Origin of the sequence: Tsukamurella sp. DT100 (assembly GCF_049844855.1) — a bacterium.
Lineage (GTDB): Bacteria > Actinomycetota > Actinomycetes > Mycobacteriales > Mycobacteriaceae > Tsukamurella.
On record NZ_JBNCLV010000002.1, the window covers coordinates 116,594 to 132,656 of the forward strand.

Annotated in this window: 14 protein-coding genes; 5 read left to right on the forward strand and 9 right to left on the reverse strand. The window is 70.3% G+C overall.

The window, feature by feature from the left end; translation table 11 throughout:
• The first annotated feature begins 197 nt into the window (after positions 1-197).
• Positions 198-1,748: a succinic semialdehyde dehydrogenase gene (locus ACLQ3K_RS04300; protein ID WP_425997287.1), complete on the forward strand. Its 1,551-nt coding sequence runs from the start codon at positions 198-200 to the stop codon at positions 1,746-1,748.
• Positions 1,749-1,799: 51 nt separating this feature from the next.
• Here the strand turns inward: ACLQ3K_RS04300 and ACLQ3K_RS04305 are convergent, their stop codons facing one another.
• Positions 1,800-2,153 carry a nuclear transport factor 2 family protein gene (locus ACLQ3K_RS04305; RefSeq protein WP_425997289.1) on the reverse strand — a complete coding sequence of 118 codons (354 nt, stop codon included), beginning with the start codon at positions 2,151-2,153 and terminating at the stop codon, positions 1,800-1,802.
• Positions 2,154-2,278: 125 nt separating this feature from the next.
• On the opposite strand from ACLQ3K_RS04305, the gene ACLQ3K_RS04310 reads away from it, so the two are divergent.
• Positions 2,279-3,037, forward strand: coding sequence for a helix-turn-helix domain-containing protein (locus ACLQ3K_RS04310; protein WP_425997291.1), 759 nt, complete (start codon positions 2,279-2,281; stop codon positions 3,035-3,037).
• Between the two features lie 42 nt (positions 3,038-3,079).
• On the opposite strand, the gene ACLQ3K_RS04315 is transcribed toward ACLQ3K_RS04310, so the two are convergent.
• Positions 3,080-3,946, reverse strand: coding sequence for an SGNH/GDSL hydrolase family protein (locus ACLQ3K_RS04315; protein ID WP_425997293.1), 867 nt, complete (start codon positions 3,944-3,946; stop codon positions 3,080-3,082).
• Positions 3,947-4,031: 85 nt separating this feature from the next.
• On the opposite strand from ACLQ3K_RS04315, the gene ACLQ3K_RS04320 reads away from it, so the two are divergent.
• The gene (locus ACLQ3K_RS04320) at positions 4,032-4,523 is read left to right on the forward strand and encodes a hypothetical protein (protein WP_425997295.1); all 492 of its coding nucleotides are present in this window, start codon (positions 4,032-4,034) and stop codon (positions 4,521-4,523) included.
• A gap of 12 nt (positions 4,524-4,535) precedes the next feature.
• Here the strand turns inward: ACLQ3K_RS04320 and ACLQ3K_RS04325 are convergent, their stop codons facing one another.
• Both ACLQ3K_RS04325 and ACLQ3K_RS04330 read right to left on the reverse strand, forming a co-directional pair.
• Positions 4,536-5,165: a VC0807 family protein gene (locus ACLQ3K_RS04325; protein ID WP_425997297.1), complete on the reverse strand. Its 630-nt coding sequence runs from the start codon at positions 5,163-5,165 to the stop codon at positions 4,536-4,538.
• Positions 5,162-6,022, reverse strand: a complete 861-nt coding sequence (locus tag ACLQ3K_RS04330; RefSeq protein ID WP_425997299.1) for a glycosyltransferase family 2 protein — start codon at positions 6,020-6,022, stop codon at positions 5,162-5,164. Before ACLQ3K_RS04330 ends, ACLQ3K_RS04325 begins: the two co-directional genes overlap by 4 nt.
• 154 nt (positions 6,023-6,176) lie before the next feature.
• Here ACLQ3K_RS04330 and ACLQ3K_RS04335 point away from each other — a divergent pair, with 154 nt between their 5' ends.
• On the forward strand, positions 6,177-6,737 hold the full coding sequence (locus tag ACLQ3K_RS04335) for a M15 family metallopeptidase (RefSeq protein WP_425997301.1): 561 nt from the start codon (positions 6,177-6,179) through the stop codon (positions 6,735-6,737).
• A gap of 12 nt (positions 6,738-6,749) precedes the next feature.
• Here the strand turns inward: ACLQ3K_RS04335 and eccCb are convergent, their stop codons facing one another.
• The 5 genes from eccCb to ACLQ3K_RS04360 form a co-directional block, all read right to left on the reverse strand.
• The gene (gene eccCb, locus ACLQ3K_RS04340; RefSeq protein WP_425997303.1) at positions 6,750-10,913 is read right to left on the reverse strand and encodes a type VII secretion protein EccCb; all 4,164 of its coding nucleotides are present in this window, start codon (positions 10,911-10,913) and stop codon (positions 6,750-6,752) included.
• A gap of 28 nt (positions 10,914-10,941) precedes the next feature.
• Positions 10,942-11,664, reverse strand: a complete 723-nt coding sequence (locus ACLQ3K_RS04345) for a lytic murein transglycosylase (protein WP_425997305.1) — start codon at positions 11,662-11,664, stop codon at positions 10,942-10,944.
• A gap of 305 nt (positions 11,665-11,969) precedes the next feature.
• Positions 11,970-13,328 (reverse strand): EsaB/YukD family protein, encoded by a 1,359-nt coding sequence (locus ACLQ3K_RS04350; protein ID WP_425997307.1) that lies wholly within the window; start codon positions 13,326-13,328, stop codon positions 11,970-11,972.
• Between the two features lie 54 nt (positions 13,329-13,382).
• Positions 13,383-13,679, reverse strand: a complete 297-nt coding sequence (locus tag ACLQ3K_RS04355; RefSeq protein WP_068526633.1) for a hypothetical protein — start codon at positions 13,677-13,679, stop codon at positions 13,383-13,385.
• A 48-nt stretch (positions 13,680-13,727) separates the two neighbouring features.
• Positions 13,728-15,149 carry a DUF4185 domain-containing protein gene (locus tag ACLQ3K_RS04360; protein WP_425997310.1) on the reverse strand — a complete coding sequence of 474 codons (1,422 nt, stop codon included), beginning with the start codon at positions 15,147-15,149 and terminating at the stop codon, positions 13,728-13,730.
• A gap of 574 nt (positions 15,150-15,723) precedes the next feature.
• Between ACLQ3K_RS04360 and ACLQ3K_RS04365 the strand changes: the two genes are divergently transcribed.
• Positions 15,724-16,056, forward strand: a complete 333-nt coding sequence (locus tag ACLQ3K_RS04365; protein WP_068627341.1) for a WXG100 family type VII secretion target — start codon at positions 15,724-15,726, stop codon at positions 16,054-16,056.
• The last annotated feature ends 7 nt before the right edge of the window (positions 16,057-16,063 follow it).

Genomic DNA, 16,063 nt, shown 5'->3' on the forward strand with positions numbered 1-16,063 from the left:
CGGTGCCCGCGCCAACTGACGGGGTCTGTGGAGGAAAGACGTTTCATAAGCTCACCTGTGGAGGAGAGCCTCGGAGAATCAGCGGAATGCCAGCTCAGAACGCATATCTTCGGCCTCGACGCGGATTCCGCCGATTCTCCGACCGTCGCGGCAGGTCTACTATTGAGGCACCGTCAACAAGCGGGTAATCTGGCATCATGCCAGCACCCACCCAGGCCACGTTCGACCGTCTTCGCGCCCTCGCGGCGATCGACCACCCGGAGCAGCGCGAGTCGCGCGACGTCCTCGAGGCGTTCTCCGGCGAGAAGGTCACCACGATCCCCGTGGGCACCGTGGAGGATGTGGAGAAGGCCTTCGAGCGGGCCCGCCTCGCGCAGAAGCAGTGGGCGGCCCGCAGCGCCAAGGACCGCGCGGCCGTGCTGCTCAAGTTCGCCGACCTGGTGAACGATCACCGCGCCGAGCTCATGGATATGGTGCAGCTGGAGACCGGCAAGGCCCGCCAGTACGCCCAGGAGGAGTCCCTGGACGTCGCGATGACGGCCCGCTGGTACGGCAAGAACGCGCCGAAGATCCTGGCGGAGAAGAGCACCGACGGCATGCTGCCGGTGTTCACCAAGACCCGCGTGCGCTACCAGCCCAAGGGCGTCGTCGGCGTGATCGCGCCGTGGAACTACCCCATCACCCTCGCTGTCTCCGACGGTGTCGCCGCGCTGGCCGCCGGCAACGCCGTCGTGCTCAAGCCCGATTCGCAGACCCCGTACTGCGCCCTCGCGGCCGTCGAGCTGCTGTACCGCGCCGGCCTGCCGCGGGACCTGTTCGCCGTGGTCCCCGGCCCCGGCGGCGTCGTGGGCACCGCGATCGTCGAGCGCGCCGACTACCTCATGTTCACCGGCTCCTCCGCGACCGGCGCCACGCTCGCCGAGCAGTGCGGCAAGCGCCTCATCGGCTTCTCCGCCGAGCTGGGCGGCAAGAACCCCATGGTGGTCACCAAGGACGCCGACATCGCCCACACGGCCGACGGTGCCGCCCGCGCCGCGTTCTCGAACTCGGGGCAGCTGTGCATCTCGATCGAGCGGATCTACGTCGAGCGGGAGATCGCCGACGAGTTCGCCCGCGCCTTCGCCGAGCGCACCGCCGCGCTCGCACTGGGCGCCGGCTACGACTTCGAGAACGAGATGGGCTCGCTCGCGTCGAAGTCGCAGATCGACACCGTTGCCGCGCACGTCGACGACGCCGTCGCCAAGGGCGCGACGGTGCTCGCCGGTGGCAAGGCCCGCCCCGATCTCGGCCCGTTCTTCTACGAGCCGACCGTGCTCAAGGACGTGCCGGAGGAAGCCGTCTGCTTCAAGTCGGAGACCTTCGGCCCGCTGGTGTCGATCTACCCCGTCGACTCCATCGATGAGGCCGTCGAGAAGGCCAACGACACTGAGTACGGCCTCAACGCCAGCGTTTTCGCGGGCACGACGAAGCAGGCGCAGGAGATCGCCGAGCGGATCAACGCCGGCACCGTCAACATCAACGAGGGCTACGCCGCCGCGTGGGGCTCGACTGCCGCGCCGATGGGCGGCATGGGCATCTCGGGCGTCGGCCGCCGCCACGGCACCGAGGGCCTGCTCAAGTACTGCGAGTCGAAGACCATCGCGGAGCAGCGGATCATCGGCATCGGCGGCATCAAGGGCGTGCCGCGCAACGTCTTCCTGAACGTCGTCCCGTCGGCGATCAAGGCGCTCAAGCTGATCGGCCGGTAGTCCGAGACACGGCGATGGCCCCCTCCGCGCGGAGGGGGCCATCGCCGTCTGTCAGGCGGGGACGCGGTCCAGGAAGCCGGCGACGGTGGCGATGCGCCCGTCGGCGCCGACGGTCACCACGTCGAAGCCGACGACCGGTGGCTCCGCGCCGGCGGGGCCGAGGCCCCACTGGAACCGCACCTGGCCGTGATGCGCGTCGGGCTCGCCGACGAGGGTGAACTCGAAGCCGGGGAACTGCTCGTGCACGCCGGCGACGACGGCGCCGATGGCCTCGGTCCCGGCGACCTCCGCCATCGGATCGGTGTACGTGGCCCCGGGCGCCCAGTGCCGCGCGAGCAGGTCGCGGCGGGCCTGCGGGTCGGTGCTGTTCCAGGTGGCGAGGTAGGCGTCGACGACGTGGTTCATGGTGTCCTCCAGGTGTTCTCGGTGGGGTCGATGGGAACGATGCCGAGTCTGCCGCCGATCGCGAACTCTGGCGATTACCTCGGAGGTAATGGTGGCGCCTCCCCGGCGCGGATAGATTCGCGAGCATGACGACGATCGAGGTGGGGCCGCTCCTGCGCACCTGGCGGCAGCGGCGGCGGCTCAGCCAGCTCGAACTCGCGAGCCGCGCCGAGGTCAGCGGGCGGCACCTGAGCTTCGTCGAGACGGGGCGGTCCCGGCCGAGCGCCGAGATGATCCTGCGGCTCGCCGACCACCTGGAGGTGCCGCCACGCGAGCGCGACGCCCTTCTTGTGGCAGGCGGTTTCGCCCCGCGCCACGACAGCCCGGCGGACGCCGCGGGCGTGCTCGCCTCCTTCCGCACCCTGCTCGATGCGCACGCGCCCTACCCGGCGGTCCTCCTCGACCGGTACTGGGACCTGGTGGACGCCAACGACGCCGTCGCCCCGCTGCTCGCCGGCTGCGCGCCGCACCTGCTGGAGCCGCCGGTCAACGTCGTCCGGCTGAGCCTGCACCCAGACGGGCTGGCGCCGCGCATCGTCGACCTCGGGGCCTGGCGCGAGCACCTGCTGCACCAGGTGGCCGCGCGCGCCGACCGGACCGCCGATCCGCGGCTGGCGGCGCTGCTCGCCGAGTGCCGGGAGTATCCGGGCGGCGGCCCGGCACCCGGGCCGTCCGGGCCCGTCGTCGAGCTCGTCCTCCGCATGCCCGACGGTGCGCCGCTGCGGCTGTTCAGCGTGGTCAGCGCCGTGCTCACGCCGCACGACGCCACCGTCGACGAGCTGCACCTGGAGACCTTCCTGCCCGCCGACGAGGCCACGCGGGAGCGGTTACAGGCGCGGGCCTGACGCCCGCACGGCGGCGGTGACAGCGGTGGCGACCGCCTCGCCCTACTCGGGGAAGGGGTGCAGCGCGGCGGCGCGGGGCACCTCGTCGACACCGTTGATCCACGGTCGCGCGCTGCACAGCTCGTGGCCCCTCGACGGTGCCTCCATGTCGACGTACTCGGCGCGGGCGTTCACGGCGGCCCGCCGGACGGCGCCGTTGAGCCGCTCGGTGAGGATGCTGCGCATCCACGGGATCGAGGCGGAGCGGAAGGGCGCGATCGTGGCGCAGGTCCGGTCGCCGGCGAACACGGCGGGGTAGCCCACCACGAGGATCCGCGCCCGCGGCGAGCGCTCGCGGACGGCGCGGATGATGCGCTCGTTCGCCGCGGTGATCTGCGCCAGACGGGAGGCGACGGCACCGTCGGACAGGCGGGCCGGGCGGGTGCGCTGATCGGCGGTGCAGCGGACCGCGGCCGATCGCGGTGCCACCGCGCAGGATTCGAGGATGCTCGAGTAGAGGTCGCCGTCGTTGCCGCCCAGGGAGATGGTGACGAGCCTCGTGGCGGGGGTGATCCCGTCGAGCTGCGGCGCGGCGTCGTAGTAGCCGGTCTTCGCGGAGCCGGCGTGTTGGCTCGCGAAGGCGTCCCGCGTCTTGGCGCCGCCGCAGGTGTTGTCCCGCAGTGCGTCCGGGGCCAGGCCCAGCGACGCGGCCACCAGCTTCGGGTAGTTGTGCGTGGACCGCCCGCACGCGCGCTCCTGCTGCGAGGCGCCGACGGTGGCGTCGGCGGGGAGGGAGGAGTAGGAATCGCCGAGCGCTACGTAGCTGGGCGCGGCAGGGGCGGCGTGCGCCGGCGGGGCGCCGACCACGGCCGTCGTGGCGAGGACCGCCGCGCCGAGCAGGGACAGGGACGGGCGGGCGCGCATCGACATGCCGCCACTGTATTGCGCGCGGCCGCGGGCCGCAGCCCGTCGAAAACCGGTTGCGGCGGCCCGGTGTGCGACGCACCCTGGAGGCATGGAGGTCACGTTCGTCAAGCGCCGGAACGGGTACGACGTGCGGATCACGCGCGCGAAGGGCCCCGAGCTGGCGCCCCGCGGCGGCCCGGGCGGTCGGCCGCCGGTGCCGCACGACGCGGCGCACCTCATCGTCGAGGCCGAGGCGGGCCTGCGCGGCGGGGTGTTCGGACGGATCGCCGACGCGAACGGCCTCGACGGGCTGTTCTGGCCCGCCGACCCGGGGGAGCGCCGCAAGGCGTCCCGCCGCAAGCGGCAGCCGACGGCCGCGCAATCCGCGGACATGGCGCGCTCGGAGTACCTCGCGTCGCTGACCGCGGCGCTGTGGGAGGTGGATCGCGGGCACCGGAAGCCGGAGCCCGCGTGGCCCGGCGCCCTCGAGGACGCGGACGTCGATCCCGCCCTGCGCGAGCGGATCTTCGCCCGCTACGACGACTTCGCCCCGCGCTGGGCCGCACTCGCCGACGGGGGCGAGCTCACGCTGCGCTGGTGACGCGCTCGGCCCTCAGGCAGGGTGGGGGTCCACCGGACGACGGAGCTCCGCGCGGAGGGGCCGGTCCGCCAGCTTGATGACGAGCAGGGCCAGCGGGACGAGGACGAAGCCGATCACCGGCCCGACGAGGACCACGGTGTCGATCGGGTAGTGCAGCGCGAGGTACAGGCCGGCCGACGATCCGGTGACCGCGGTGACGGCGCAGACCACGCTCATCCACCGGATCCGGCTGCGGAACCGCGGCGACTCGTCCAGGCAGCGGTCCCACGCCGTCGGTTCCACCTTGAGCGCCTTCACGTACATCGGCCCGAGAATGCTCGCTACGAGCGGCCTGCGGGTGAACGCCGAGACGAGGAAGTACGCCGCCGCGAAGAAGCCGTCGATGGACTGTGCCGCAAGGGCGATCCGCGGTTCTCCGGTGACGAGCGACGGTATGAGGGCCACCGCGAGGATGGCGGTCGTGAACAGCTCCAGCTGCCCGACCTGGCGCGTGACGAACATCCGCCAGGTCACGATCACCAGCCCCGTGACGATGCCGAGCACGACGCCGGTCAGCTGCGAGAGGCCGCCCAGGCGGGTGGCGCTGAAGTAGACGATGACCGGGAGGAGCCCGCCCAGGATCGCCGGGGGCGGTCGCCTCATGGTCGCTCGCGCTCCGCCCCGGTGCTTCGGAAGACGTTCCGCAACGCGAAGCCGCCGTCGCCGAGGCCGCGCAGGACGGCGAGCCGCGCCGCGTGGAAGCCGACGGTCAGCGGGAGCGCGGCCGTCAGCCAGGTGGCCGTTCCCCGCCGGCCGTGGATCCAGAAGGTGCGGGGCAGGTACGCGGCGTACGTCGCGTAACTGCCGACGCCGGTGTAGAAGCGGCGCGGCGAGACCTCCACCACGACGTCCCGGATCAGCGCGCACTCCCCGCCCGAGTCCTGGACGCAGAGGGCGATGTCGACGTCCTCGAAGACGTCTCTGCGCATCGCGACGTGCGGCCGTATCCGGCGCCACGTCTCGGCACGGAAGGCCATGCTCGGGCCGAAGCAGTAGCTCACCCGTTGCGCGCGCTTCTCGTTGCGCCCGAACGGATCGTTCCACTTGTTCAGGGCGGATTGGAATCGCCGGCCGGGGAGCCCGCGGAACTCCCCGAGGGTGGAGACGACGTCGAAGCCGCGGCCGTCGTCGGTGTCGAAGAACGTGCGCAGGCGCCGTGCCCATCCCGGAGCGACGACGGTGTCCGCGTCGATCCGGGCGATCACCGACGACGTGGCGGCGTCGAGCCCCGCGTTCCGGGCCCACACCAGGCCCTGCCGGTTCTCGCGAATCAGTTTCACGACGGGGTTCGCTGCGGCGGTGGCCTCCACCAGGGCGACGGTGCGGTCTGTCGAGTTGTTGTCGACCACGATGATCTCGTCGATCTCGGAACCTTCGGCGAGCAGTCGCTCGAGGCATTCCTCGATGACCTCGTCCTCGTTGTAGGCGGGAACGACAACAGTCAATGTGCTCTCTGCCATGGCGAAACGCTACGTCCGCCTCCGAGCCGTCGCAGCGCGGCGACCGGTGAGACTACTCACAGGTCGCCGGCGCTGTGGCGTTTGAAACACAACCGGGACGGGACCGCGGACCGTCGGCGACGGTACCGGGACGTGGGCGGCCCATCGTGAGGACATGGCTCATCTACTCACGAAATCGGCTGCCGCGCTGGTCGTCCTCGTCGCGGTGGCGGCGGTGATCGCGGCGTGTTCGGAGACGCTCCCGGGGATACCGGGCGGAGCGGAGACGGGCACCGTCGGGCAGCTGGGGGAGGCCGACGGGGTGGTGCTGGACAGGGTGGCGGTGGATGCGGATGTGCCGGCGGTGACCAGGCTCGACCCGAAGCTGCGCAAGGCGATCCGGTCGGCGGCACGCGCGGCGGCCGAGGAGGGCGTCGCGATGCACCTCACGTCGGGGTGGCGGTCGAAGCGGTATCAGCAGTACCTCTACGACGATGCCGTGCGGCGGGACGGTGCGGAGGAGGCGGCGCGGTTGGTCGCGACACCGGCGACCTCGGAGCACGTGACGGGCGATGCGGTGGACGTGGGGCCGACGGAGGCCGCGTATTGGATGGACCGCTACTCGGAGCGGTTCGGGTTGTGCCGCACGTACGCGAACGAGGTGTGGCACTACGAACTGCGGGCCGGGCGGGCGTGCCCGGAGATGGTGTCGGACGCCTCGGCGCGGCAGCGATGAGGGGGTGACCGGTCAGTCGGACTCGAGGAGCAGGGTCTGGGCGTGAATCGGTGCGGAATGGGGACGGATGATGCGCACGCGGCCGACCGGCTGATGGGTGAGGTGGACGCCGGGCGCCAGGCTGCCTTCCTGGCGGTCGCCGGAGAACAGCACCATCGTGGCGTTGTGCTCGCGGATTCCGCCGACGACGCTGTCGTACAGCGCGCGGCTGATGCCCGCTGAACGGCGGGCGACCACCAGGTGCAGTCCGATGTCGGCCGCGTAGGGGAGGTACGGGATCAGCGGGGCCAACGGATTGTTCGAGGTGCCGGACGCGAGCAGGTCGTAGTCGTCCACGATGAGGTAGATGTGCGGTCCCGTGAACGGCGCCGCCCGCTGTTGCAGGTCCTCCGGCGGGAGCCGCCGCTGTAGTTCCTCCGCGATCCCCGCCGCAAGGGCTCCGGCCGCGGGCGGCGATCCCGCGTATCCGCCCAGGTAGTCGTCCGGGACGAAGCCCTGCAGTGTGCGCCGGGGATCGAAGAGGCCGATGACGAGTTGCTCGTCGGTGTGGGTCGAGACGAGTTCCTCGACGATCACGCGGAGGAGGTTCGTCTTCCCCGAACGAGATTCGCCGATGACGAGCAGGTGCTGGTCGGTCGTCGTCGGATCGAGGACGAGCGGGGCGAGGTCGGTCTCGTTGATGCCGACGAGGAGCGGCTCGCGCTCGGGGAATCCGGGGCGGAAGCCTCGATAGGCGAGCGCGTCGGGGAGGGTGGGAACCGGCGGCATGGCCTGCCCCGCGGCGCGGTGCCGCGCCACTTCGACGACCTCGTCGAAGCCCGAGTCGGAGGAGAGGTGCGGGAGGGCGATCTGGGCCTGCGCGCCGAGGGGGTCCGTCGTGATGACACGGCCGGGTTGATCGGCGCGGATCAGCGCGTTCTGTGCGCGGCCGATCGTCGAATCGAGCGGATCGTTGAGGCGATGCTCGATCTTGGTGCCGATCACCGCCTGCATCGACATCCGGAGGTCGGCCCATCGCCCACCGACGATGACGACGTGGATACCGAGCGCGAGACCGCGGTTGCCGATGTCCTGGACCACGTCGACGAGATCCTCGTGGTTCTCCTTGAAGGAGGCCCAGCCGTCGATCGCGAGGACGATGTCGGCCGTCACGATCTCGGGGAACTGCTCGCCGCTCGCGATGCGCGCCCGGAGGTCGGCGATACCCTGGATTCGGCGCGACGCGAAGAACTGCTCGCGGGAATCCAGACTGCCGTGGAGATCGGCCACGATCCGGCGTGCGAGGTCGCCGTCGTAGCGCGTCGCGACACTCCCGGTGTTGGGGAGACGCTCGAGGTCCGCGAGCGCCGTTCCGTTCGCGTCGATGACGTGGAACCCGAGGGTCGCCGGCGGGTGGCTGATCGCGCCGGCGGCGACGATGGTCCGCAGTGTCGTCGTCTTGCCGGTCTGCGGGGCGCCCGAGATGTAGACGTTGCCCGACGTTCCCCGGAAGTCGACCGTGAGCGGTGATTGACGTTGCCGTTTGGGCTCGTCGGCGAGGCCGATCGCGACTGCGAGGCCGTCCACGGAGTGGCTCGAGCCTGCGCCGACCTGGTCGAGGGGCAGGGCCGCCGGGAGTGGGGGCAGCCAGATGCGGCGGGACTGGAGTGCGGGCGCATCGAGCGCATCGAGGATGACGTCGAGCGTCGTCGTGTCGGTCGGGGCGAGCGTGGGTGCTGCGGAATGGCGGCCGGGATGCTCCGCGACGGGCGAGAACTCGAACCGGGACACCTCCGGCGCGGCCTCGCTCTGCACGCGCTCGACGCTGGGCCGGTACGGGCCGGAGACGAACGCGGCCTTGAACCTCGTGAAGACGTCGGGGTCGACTTTGAGGATCGCCGAGCCCGGCACGGCGGGCAGGGTGTGCGCATCGGACACACCGAGTGCCGTCCGGGACTCCTGCGCCGTGAACGTCCGCAGCCCGATCCGGTACGAGAGATGTGATTCGAGACCGCGGAGGCGGCCCTCCTCGAGACGCTGAGTGGACAGGAGGAGGTGGACGCCGATCGAGCGGCCGATTCGCCCGATCTGTACGAAGAGATCGATGAAGTCGGGCTTGGCCGAGAGGATCTCACCGAACTCGTCGATGACGACGAACAGCGCGGGGAGGGGTGGCAGCTGCTCCGCAGTGGGATCGGCGAGCCGGATCCGCCGCAGGCGTTGGTATTCGGTGACGTTCGGCAGGTTGCCGGCATCGGCGAGGACGCGCTGACGCCGCTGGAGCTCACCGAGAAGGGCGTCGTGCAGGCGATCGACCAACCCGAGATCGTCGGCCAGGTTGTCGACCGAGGCGCTGGTGTGGGGAAGGCGCTCGAAGCCGGCGAACGCGGCCCCGCCCTTGTAGTCGACGAGGACGAACGACAGGAGATCCGGCGGGTGCGCGATGGCCATGGAGGTGAGGAGCGTTCGAAGGAGTTCGGACTTGCCGGATCCCGTGGCGCCGACGCAGAGGCCGTGCGGCCCCATCCCGTTCTGGCCGGACTCCTTGATGTCGAGGCGAACCGGCGCGCCGGCCGCATCCGCGCCGATCGGAACGTTGAGGTGATCTCCGAGCGGTCTCGGCGTGCTCCACAGTGCCGCCGGGTCGAGGTCGGCGGGATCACCGATGTCGTGCAGGGACGGAAGGTCGAAGGTGGCTTCGAGGGCACTCGACGGGATCGGGTCCGCGACGAGGCGCAGGGGCGCGAGTCGCCTGGCGCAGACGGTGGCCAGCTCGAGGGTCCAGGCGTCGACGGTCCCGCGGTCCGTCCCCAGGATGAGACGCTTCACCCATCCCGGTCCACTGTCGAGGTCGATCCCGTTGATCGATGCCGCGGAGATCCTGCCGTCGTCACCGTCGTAGGCGGATCGCGAGCTCCGCACGGCGGTAGCGCCGTCGGTGGTGTCCGGCTCACCGTCAGCGTCGGAGTCGTCGCCGCCGAGAAGCCTGGTCAGGACGCCCGTCAGGTCGGTCACATCCACCTCGCCCGTCGGGGAGACGCGTACGCGGGTATCGACGTGTCCCGGCTCATCGACGCGGCGCAGTGTCTCGGTCACGAAGCAGATCCCGAGTTGTTCGGGAGAGACTCCCGGAGGTAGCAGGTCGGCCGGATCGGTGCCCGCCCCTAGGCCACTGCCGATGCGGGCCGCTTCGGTCATGATGACCACGAGGGTCGGGCCGTCCCATGCGGACTCCGAACGCGACCGGTGGCCCCGGTCGCTGAGAGCGGTGATGCGCGCGGAGATGAGTTCGACGAGCCGCGTCCGCATCTCGTCCGGATCCGTGGTGATGCGGCGGGCGGGGAAGGGGCCGTCGAAGCGCCCCGGGTCGGCCGTGTGCGGGAGCCACTTCATCCAGTCGAATCGGCCTGCCCCGGTGACGGGGTCGGGGGGTGTGCCGATGTCATCGGGCGTGGTGCACAGCATGATCTGCACATCGGCGGGAGCGTGAAGAGCGGCGGCGCCGAGCACGAGGGCCGTGATCGTCCGTCCGGTCTCATGCCCCTCGCCCAGCACCGAGACCGTGCCGCGGAGCCGGACGGCGACCGGTACTCCGATGACCGACTCCGCGCGTTGCAGGAGCCTGTCGGCATGCGCCGCGGCGACCGGATCGGGTGGCGCGGCGGAGCCGGAGGCGCCGGGAAGGGTGACGGAACGCGCTATCGGGCCGATGCCCTCACCGATGCGGACCACGAGGAAGTCGATGTCGCCGCGGCGTCGTTCGAACAGTCGGAGGCGGTTGACCGCGATCTGCGGTAGGGCTTCGGGTGCCGGGTGGCGCCACGCCATCGCGGCACGATAGTCGAGGATGTCCTGGTCGATACCCACGCGGAGTCGCCCGATGTAGTCGACGTACCCGAGGCGGGCCTCACGTGCTTCCCGACGGCTACCCGTGCGGGCGAAGATCACGCTGGCGATCGCGGCGAGCACCATGGAGGCGATGATGGCGACGCCGGCGAGCATCCGGATCGGGTTGTTGCCGGAGAACAGCATCGCCCCGGCGCCGATCGCCGCGCCGAGCGGGAGCACTGCGCGGACGACGGTCGATATTCCGCCCGCGCCACGGGCGGTGGCGGGGACGGCGGGGATGTCAAGGGGAGCGACGTTCAGCTCGGGGCCACGCCCGCGGGCGGGCCGGCGGAAGATTGTGACCGACATGGATCTTCGTTTCTGCCGTAGTGGCGCTTCAGTCGGTGAACGACTTGGCTTGGAAGTTGACCGCCTCGATGAACTTGGGATCGGGGTTGTACGAGGCGACGGCCTTCTGCCAGCCTTCGGGGGTCGACATGTCGGCGCCGGCGCCGCAGAGCAGGCGTCCGAGGGTCAAGGCGGCATCGTCGAGATTGTCGGGGTTGGGCGGCATGCTCGTGTCGGAGCTCGCGGTGATGGCCCATTGCTCCCACACGGTGGGGGCGAACAGAAGTGGGCCCATGAGAAGGTCCGCGGAAGCGTCGCCGTCGTAGAATCCGCCGTCCGTGTCCTTCGCCGCCGGCTTCTGCGCCTCGCGGAAGGAGGGCCGGACGACGGCGTCGTCCCCGAGGCTGTGACTCCGGGAAGTCCCGTGGTCGGAGGTGATGCGCCCGATGGCCGCCAGTGTGGCCCAGCCGAGTTGGCAGCGTGGTGCGTTCTTCCCCATCACCAGGGCGGCCCAGGAGTAGGATTCCAGCGCCGTCGTCGGGGTGAGGTAGGGGCCGCTGTGAATGGCAGCCCACTTGGCCATCGCTGCCGCCGCACGCGGCGCCGACGGCGCGCTGGAGGCCGAGGAAGCGGGGGCGTCGGGTGTTCGCGTCAGGCGCGCGGAACATCCGGACAGGACGACGGTCAGCGCGACCGCGATGGCGATGCCGCGGACGGCACCGGTGAAGCGTGCCGAATGATGCTGCGGCGCTCGGGCTGTCGATTTCGTCACGGAGTGGCCTCTCGGGGTCGTGCACGCGATACCGTTGTGGAATGCAGGTCGACGATCAGGTAGCGGGTTCGCGTCAGCGGGCGCAGCGGGTGCACTGGGAACGGTCGGAACGACAGCGGATTCTGCAGGCGCATTCGCTCCGTACGAAACTGACCACTGCCGCGGTCCTGAACGGCAAACTTCCCCCGCGGTCGACGGCTTCGGTCGTGATGCTCGTGCTGTGGTCCGTCGCGATCGCGGCGATCGCCGCGGCGGCGGTGCTGGCGGGAGTGTGGATCGCCGGCTGGATGGGTGCGAAGTCACAATCAGCGCCCCAGGTCGGTACCAAGTATGTACTGGTAAATGCCCTGAGCCCAGAACAGCATGGGAATCAGCCCCAGTAGGACGAGCGCATCGACGATGTTCCAGAGCTGAGCCAGCCGTGCGCCGGTGACGGTGGGGAGCTCGAAATAGCCGAGGAACAGGATGATCACGCCGAGGAGCAGGGCGATGACCATGGTCGCGGCCGCGGTGATGAACGGTGCCGACTCCCCGATGCGCTGGCCGATCAGGGCGACCGGCACGATGAACGCACTCGTCACTGCGACGCCGATGATCGGCGCGACGTGCCGGACCTCCGAGAAGCTTCGACTCCGCAGGAGGAAGGCCAGTCCGATGTAGGCGCCGAACGCCGCCTGCTCCCAGACGCCCGTGATCGCGAGCACGAGAACCGCTCCCACGGCGCTCGCGCAGCACGCCCACACGATCCCGTCGAGGAGGTCGGTGGCGATGACCGCCCGCCGCACGATCTCGGGGCGACCGGGGCGCTCACGTCCGGCCTCGTACGAGGCGGCGGGAGACTCCTCCTCGGTGCGGGCCACGACGCCGCCCAGTCCCGACCACGCCACCGAGAGCCGTCCGGCGCAGGCGAGGCCGATGACGAGCACCGGGGAGATCCATGCCGCGAGCGCGGTGGCGTTGACTCCCAATCGAATCGCGATCACAGCGGCGATCGCGGTTCCGCCGGCGATCGACGACGAGGCGACGATCGCCCACCGGGCCGGTGACAGGACGAAGGTCGTGATGGCGATTCCGCACAGTCCGCCGCCGACGGTGGCGAGGACGACCTGTGGCCACGGGGACGCGTGGAACACCGCCGCCGACGCGGCGGCGAAGCAGATCGGAGTGATCCAGACGAGGTGACGGGCCGGCTCCGGAGCTGCGTAGGTGGCGAGGATGAACGCGCCCATCGCGGCGGCGCATGCGCCGGCGACGAGGCCCCCCGTGACGGCGAACGCGACGGCCGCGACGACGACCAGCATTCCCGCGTAGCCCACGACGACCGAATGCCGGGCGTTGCCGGTCCACATCCGGCGCTCGTCCTCGACGTAGTCGGCGACCACGTCGATCGCGGAGAAGATCTCCGGTGCGGCGACCTCGCTCGCGGCGGGCACGATGTAGAGCATGTCCCCGTCCACGACGCCGTAGTCGCTGAGCTTCCCGTGCGCGGCGAGAGGACCGGCCGCCACCGACGCGAATTGCCATCCGGTCTCGTCGGACGGATCGAGACCGAGAACGGCGGCGACCTGGTCGACGACCTCGGCGACGGGGCGTCCGAGCGGCGCGGTGACGTCGGCGGCGTTGTCCTCCGGGCCGACGACGGTGACCCGGACGAATTCAGCCACGGAACGTCCCCGACCGGGCGGAGGTGCGGTGTGCGCCGTTCGACGCGTGTCCGGTCACGCCTGCACGCGGTTGAACAGGGCCTTGCCGGCGATGTCCGACGCCGATGCCCGCGCGGCGATACCGTCGGCGGCGCGGCCGAACTCGGCGATATTCGCGATCAGCTGCTGGGTGAAGACCCCGCCGACCTCGGCATGACCGGCCATGGCTGCGTTGACCGCCGCACCTGCTTCCGCTCCTGCGCCGGCGACGGCGGGGCGTGCCGGGGCCGACAGCGACGCGGATACCACCCGCAGGCTGCTGCTCGCGTCGAGCAGGTCGTCAAGCGGGAACTGGGAGAACGAGGAGGTCATCGGCTTTGGCCCTTCCGGTCGAGATGGCGTGATGCGGAGCAGGAACGGTCAGGACGCGGCCCGCGACGTCGCGGTGGACGACGAGGGTGCGGGCTTGCCGGTGGTGGGAGGTAGCTGGCTGGTCGGCCCGGTGGGCGCCCCTTGTGCCGGCCCGGGCGGGAGGAAGGGCGCGTTCGGGAGCGGACTCTGGCCCACGTCCGGGACCGGGATCGACGGGACCTGCGCTCCACCGGGCAGGGTGACCGGGGCCAACTGCGCCGGCGGCTTGGGATTCTGCTTGGTGACGTTCGTGTGCATCAGGTACGTGTTGTACGAATTGAACTGAGACACGACGAAGTACAGATCGTTGCCCGAGGAACCGGGGAGGACCCGCGGTGCGTAGAGGCTGGGGTAGTCGGTGCCCGAGGCGATGATCTCGGGGTCCGACCACGGGCCGAGCGCCGACGCGGACTGACGCATCACGATGGCGTTGCGCACCATGTCCGTATTGACCATCACGAACCGCTGAACGCCGGGATGATAGGCGACGTTGAAGTCGCCGAGTGCACCCCAGGCGAGGGGGGACGGGGCGGTCTTCTCCGCGGCGGAGAACTCGCCGCCGTTCCACACCTTGTACTTCGACGAGTCGAGGACGTCCTTGGTCTTGGTCTTCGACACGAACACTCCGCCGATGCGGCCGGGCGGGCTCCCGTACAGGTAGACCTCGTCGCCGACGACGACGGCGGAGGTCATCTGGAAGGCCGTGTTCCGCTCGGAGTTGCGCCAGACGGCCTTCGGGGCCTTGAACCACGTGGAGCCACCGTCGTCCGAGTAGGCGATGCCCGAATAGTTCGACACCCACTGCCCGGACGAAGGGCCCCAGTTCCGAATGGAGGTGTAGGTCAGGAAGGTGCGGTCGCCGATCGCGAACCCGGAGGTCGGGATGACGGTCTCTTCGGCACCCTTCGCCTTCGCGCTCTGCAGAATCTCCTTGGCGTGGCCGGGGCGGTCGGAGATGAACGAGGTGATCTTCATTCCCGCCGAGGGATTGGAGACGTCGGCCACTGCGAGCGAATTGGACCTCCAGTCGAATCCCGTCGGTCCCGTGGTCCCGGTCCAACCGACGCCGGGGCTCTGCTGCCCGGTGCCGCCGCCGGAACCCTCCGAGGAGCTGCCCGAGCCGCCGCTGCCGGATCCGGAACCCTGCTGGCCGCCGGCGCGAATGTTGATCAACGGGATGTCGGGCACGGGGATCTTGACCGCCGAGGGAATGATCGGCACGTTCAATCCGCTACCGTCAACCAGCGGCGGAGTCGTGGCCTGCTCCCCGGTCGCGCGAGGGCCGCCGAACGTATCGCCGAAGGCGACGAGGGTTCGTCCCCGCGAGTCCGCGAACGGCACGGCCCAGGCCGCGCCGGCGACGCCCCAGTTCTTGTCGGTGTGAGAATACGACTGGGCGCCAGTGATCTTCGAGACGAAGGCGTTCGTCACCGATCGACCCTGCGGCAGAGTGGGCTGTCCGGCCCCGGGAGGCTCGGCGGCCGGTGCGGCCGGCTTCGCGGGTCCGCCCGGCCCGCCGGGACCGTTCGGCGTGGCTGCGACCACGGGAAGCCCCGGAACCCCGGGAGCGGGTGGCACGGCGTAGGGAAATGAACCCTGGGCACTGACCTGAGAGGGCTGCGCGCCCGCTTCCACCGTCTGAGAGGGTGCTGAGGAGGTCGAGCACGCGGCGACTGTGCACACCGCCACGGAGCCGACCGCGGCGGCACGCACTCGCGAGAGAAGCACGGACGTACCTTGAGATCGGTTGTGACGTACCGCATGTTTCGCCACGGCGTGCTCCCCGCTGGTTCTGGGGCCGCTGGAGCGCCGCTCCAGCAAACCTGAGATTTTCATATGGATCGCGGCGACCTTATCGCGCGGATTCAGCTCTCGCTACTTGATGTGACGAAGGGTACGTTGGTTGCGGTAACTGTTGCGAACGGTCGTAACCGCTTGTAGTGTCCTGCGCAAATTCAACCTGGGGTGTCTTGCCCCGGAAGATTCCCGGAGGGGCACGACGGCCATGGGTACTCGTTTCTCAGTCGCTAATCATGCGGTGACCACGCACGCGACCAACATCGAGCAGGTGTCGGGGGCGTTGAACGCTCAGGGCAAGAGGTTCGTCTCCGCGGTGGAGGCGTTGCCGGCGTCGTGGAAGGGGCAGTCGTTCATCGCGTGGGATCAGTTGACGACGCGGTGGGATGCTTCGTTCAAGGAGCTCAATGCGGCGTTGACGACGATTCGTGAGTCGGTGGGGCAGGCGGGGCAGCTGTACACCTCCGGTGAGCAGCAGCAGGCGGCGAACCTTGAGCAGGCGGCTCGGGGTATGGCGTGGGATCAGGCGAAGTTCCGCTGACTCTGGG

Coding starts and splice junctions, on each gene's coding strand:
- ACLQ3K_RS04300 (WP_425997287.1), top strand. CDS start 198: ATGCCAGCACCCACCCAGGCCACGTTCGACCGTCTTCGCGCCCTCGCG.
- ACLQ3K_RS04305 (WP_425997289.1), bottom strand. CDS start 2,153: ATGAACCACGTCGTCGACGCCTACCTCGCCACCTGGAACAGCACCGAC.
- ACLQ3K_RS04310 (WP_425997291.1), top strand. CDS start 2,279: ATGACGACGATCGAGGTGGGGCCGCTCCTGCGCACCTGGCGGCAGCGG.
- ACLQ3K_RS04315 (WP_425997293.1), bottom strand. CDS start 3,946: ATGTCGATGCGCGCCCGCCCGTCCCTGTCCCTGCTCGGCGCGGCGGTC.
- ACLQ3K_RS04320 (WP_425997295.1), top strand. CDS start 4,032: ATGGAGGTCACGTTCGTCAAGCGCCGGAACGGGTACGACGTGCGGATC.
- ACLQ3K_RS04325 (WP_425997297.1), bottom strand. CDS start 5,165: ATGAGGCGACCGCCCCCGGCGATCCTGGGCGGGCTCCTCCCGGTCATC.
- ACLQ3K_RS04330 (WP_425997299.1), bottom strand. CDS start 6,022: ATGGCAGAGAGCACATTGACTGTTGTCGTTCCCGCCTACAACGAGGAC.
- ACLQ3K_RS04335 (WP_425997301.1), top strand. CDS start 6,177: ATGGCTCATCTACTCACGAAATCGGCTGCCGCGCTGGTCGTCCTCGTC.
- eccCb (WP_425997303.1), bottom strand. CDS start 10,913: ATGTCGGTCACAATCTTCCGCCGGCCCGCCCGCGGGCGTGGCCCCGAG.
- ACLQ3K_RS04355 (WP_068526633.1), bottom strand. CDS start 13,679: ATGACCTCCTCGTTCTCCCAGTTCCCGCTTGACGACCTGCTCGACGCG.
- ACLQ3K_RS04365 (WP_068627341.1), top strand. CDS start 15,724: ATGGGTACTCGTTTCTCAGTCGCTAATCATGCGGTGACCACGCACGCG.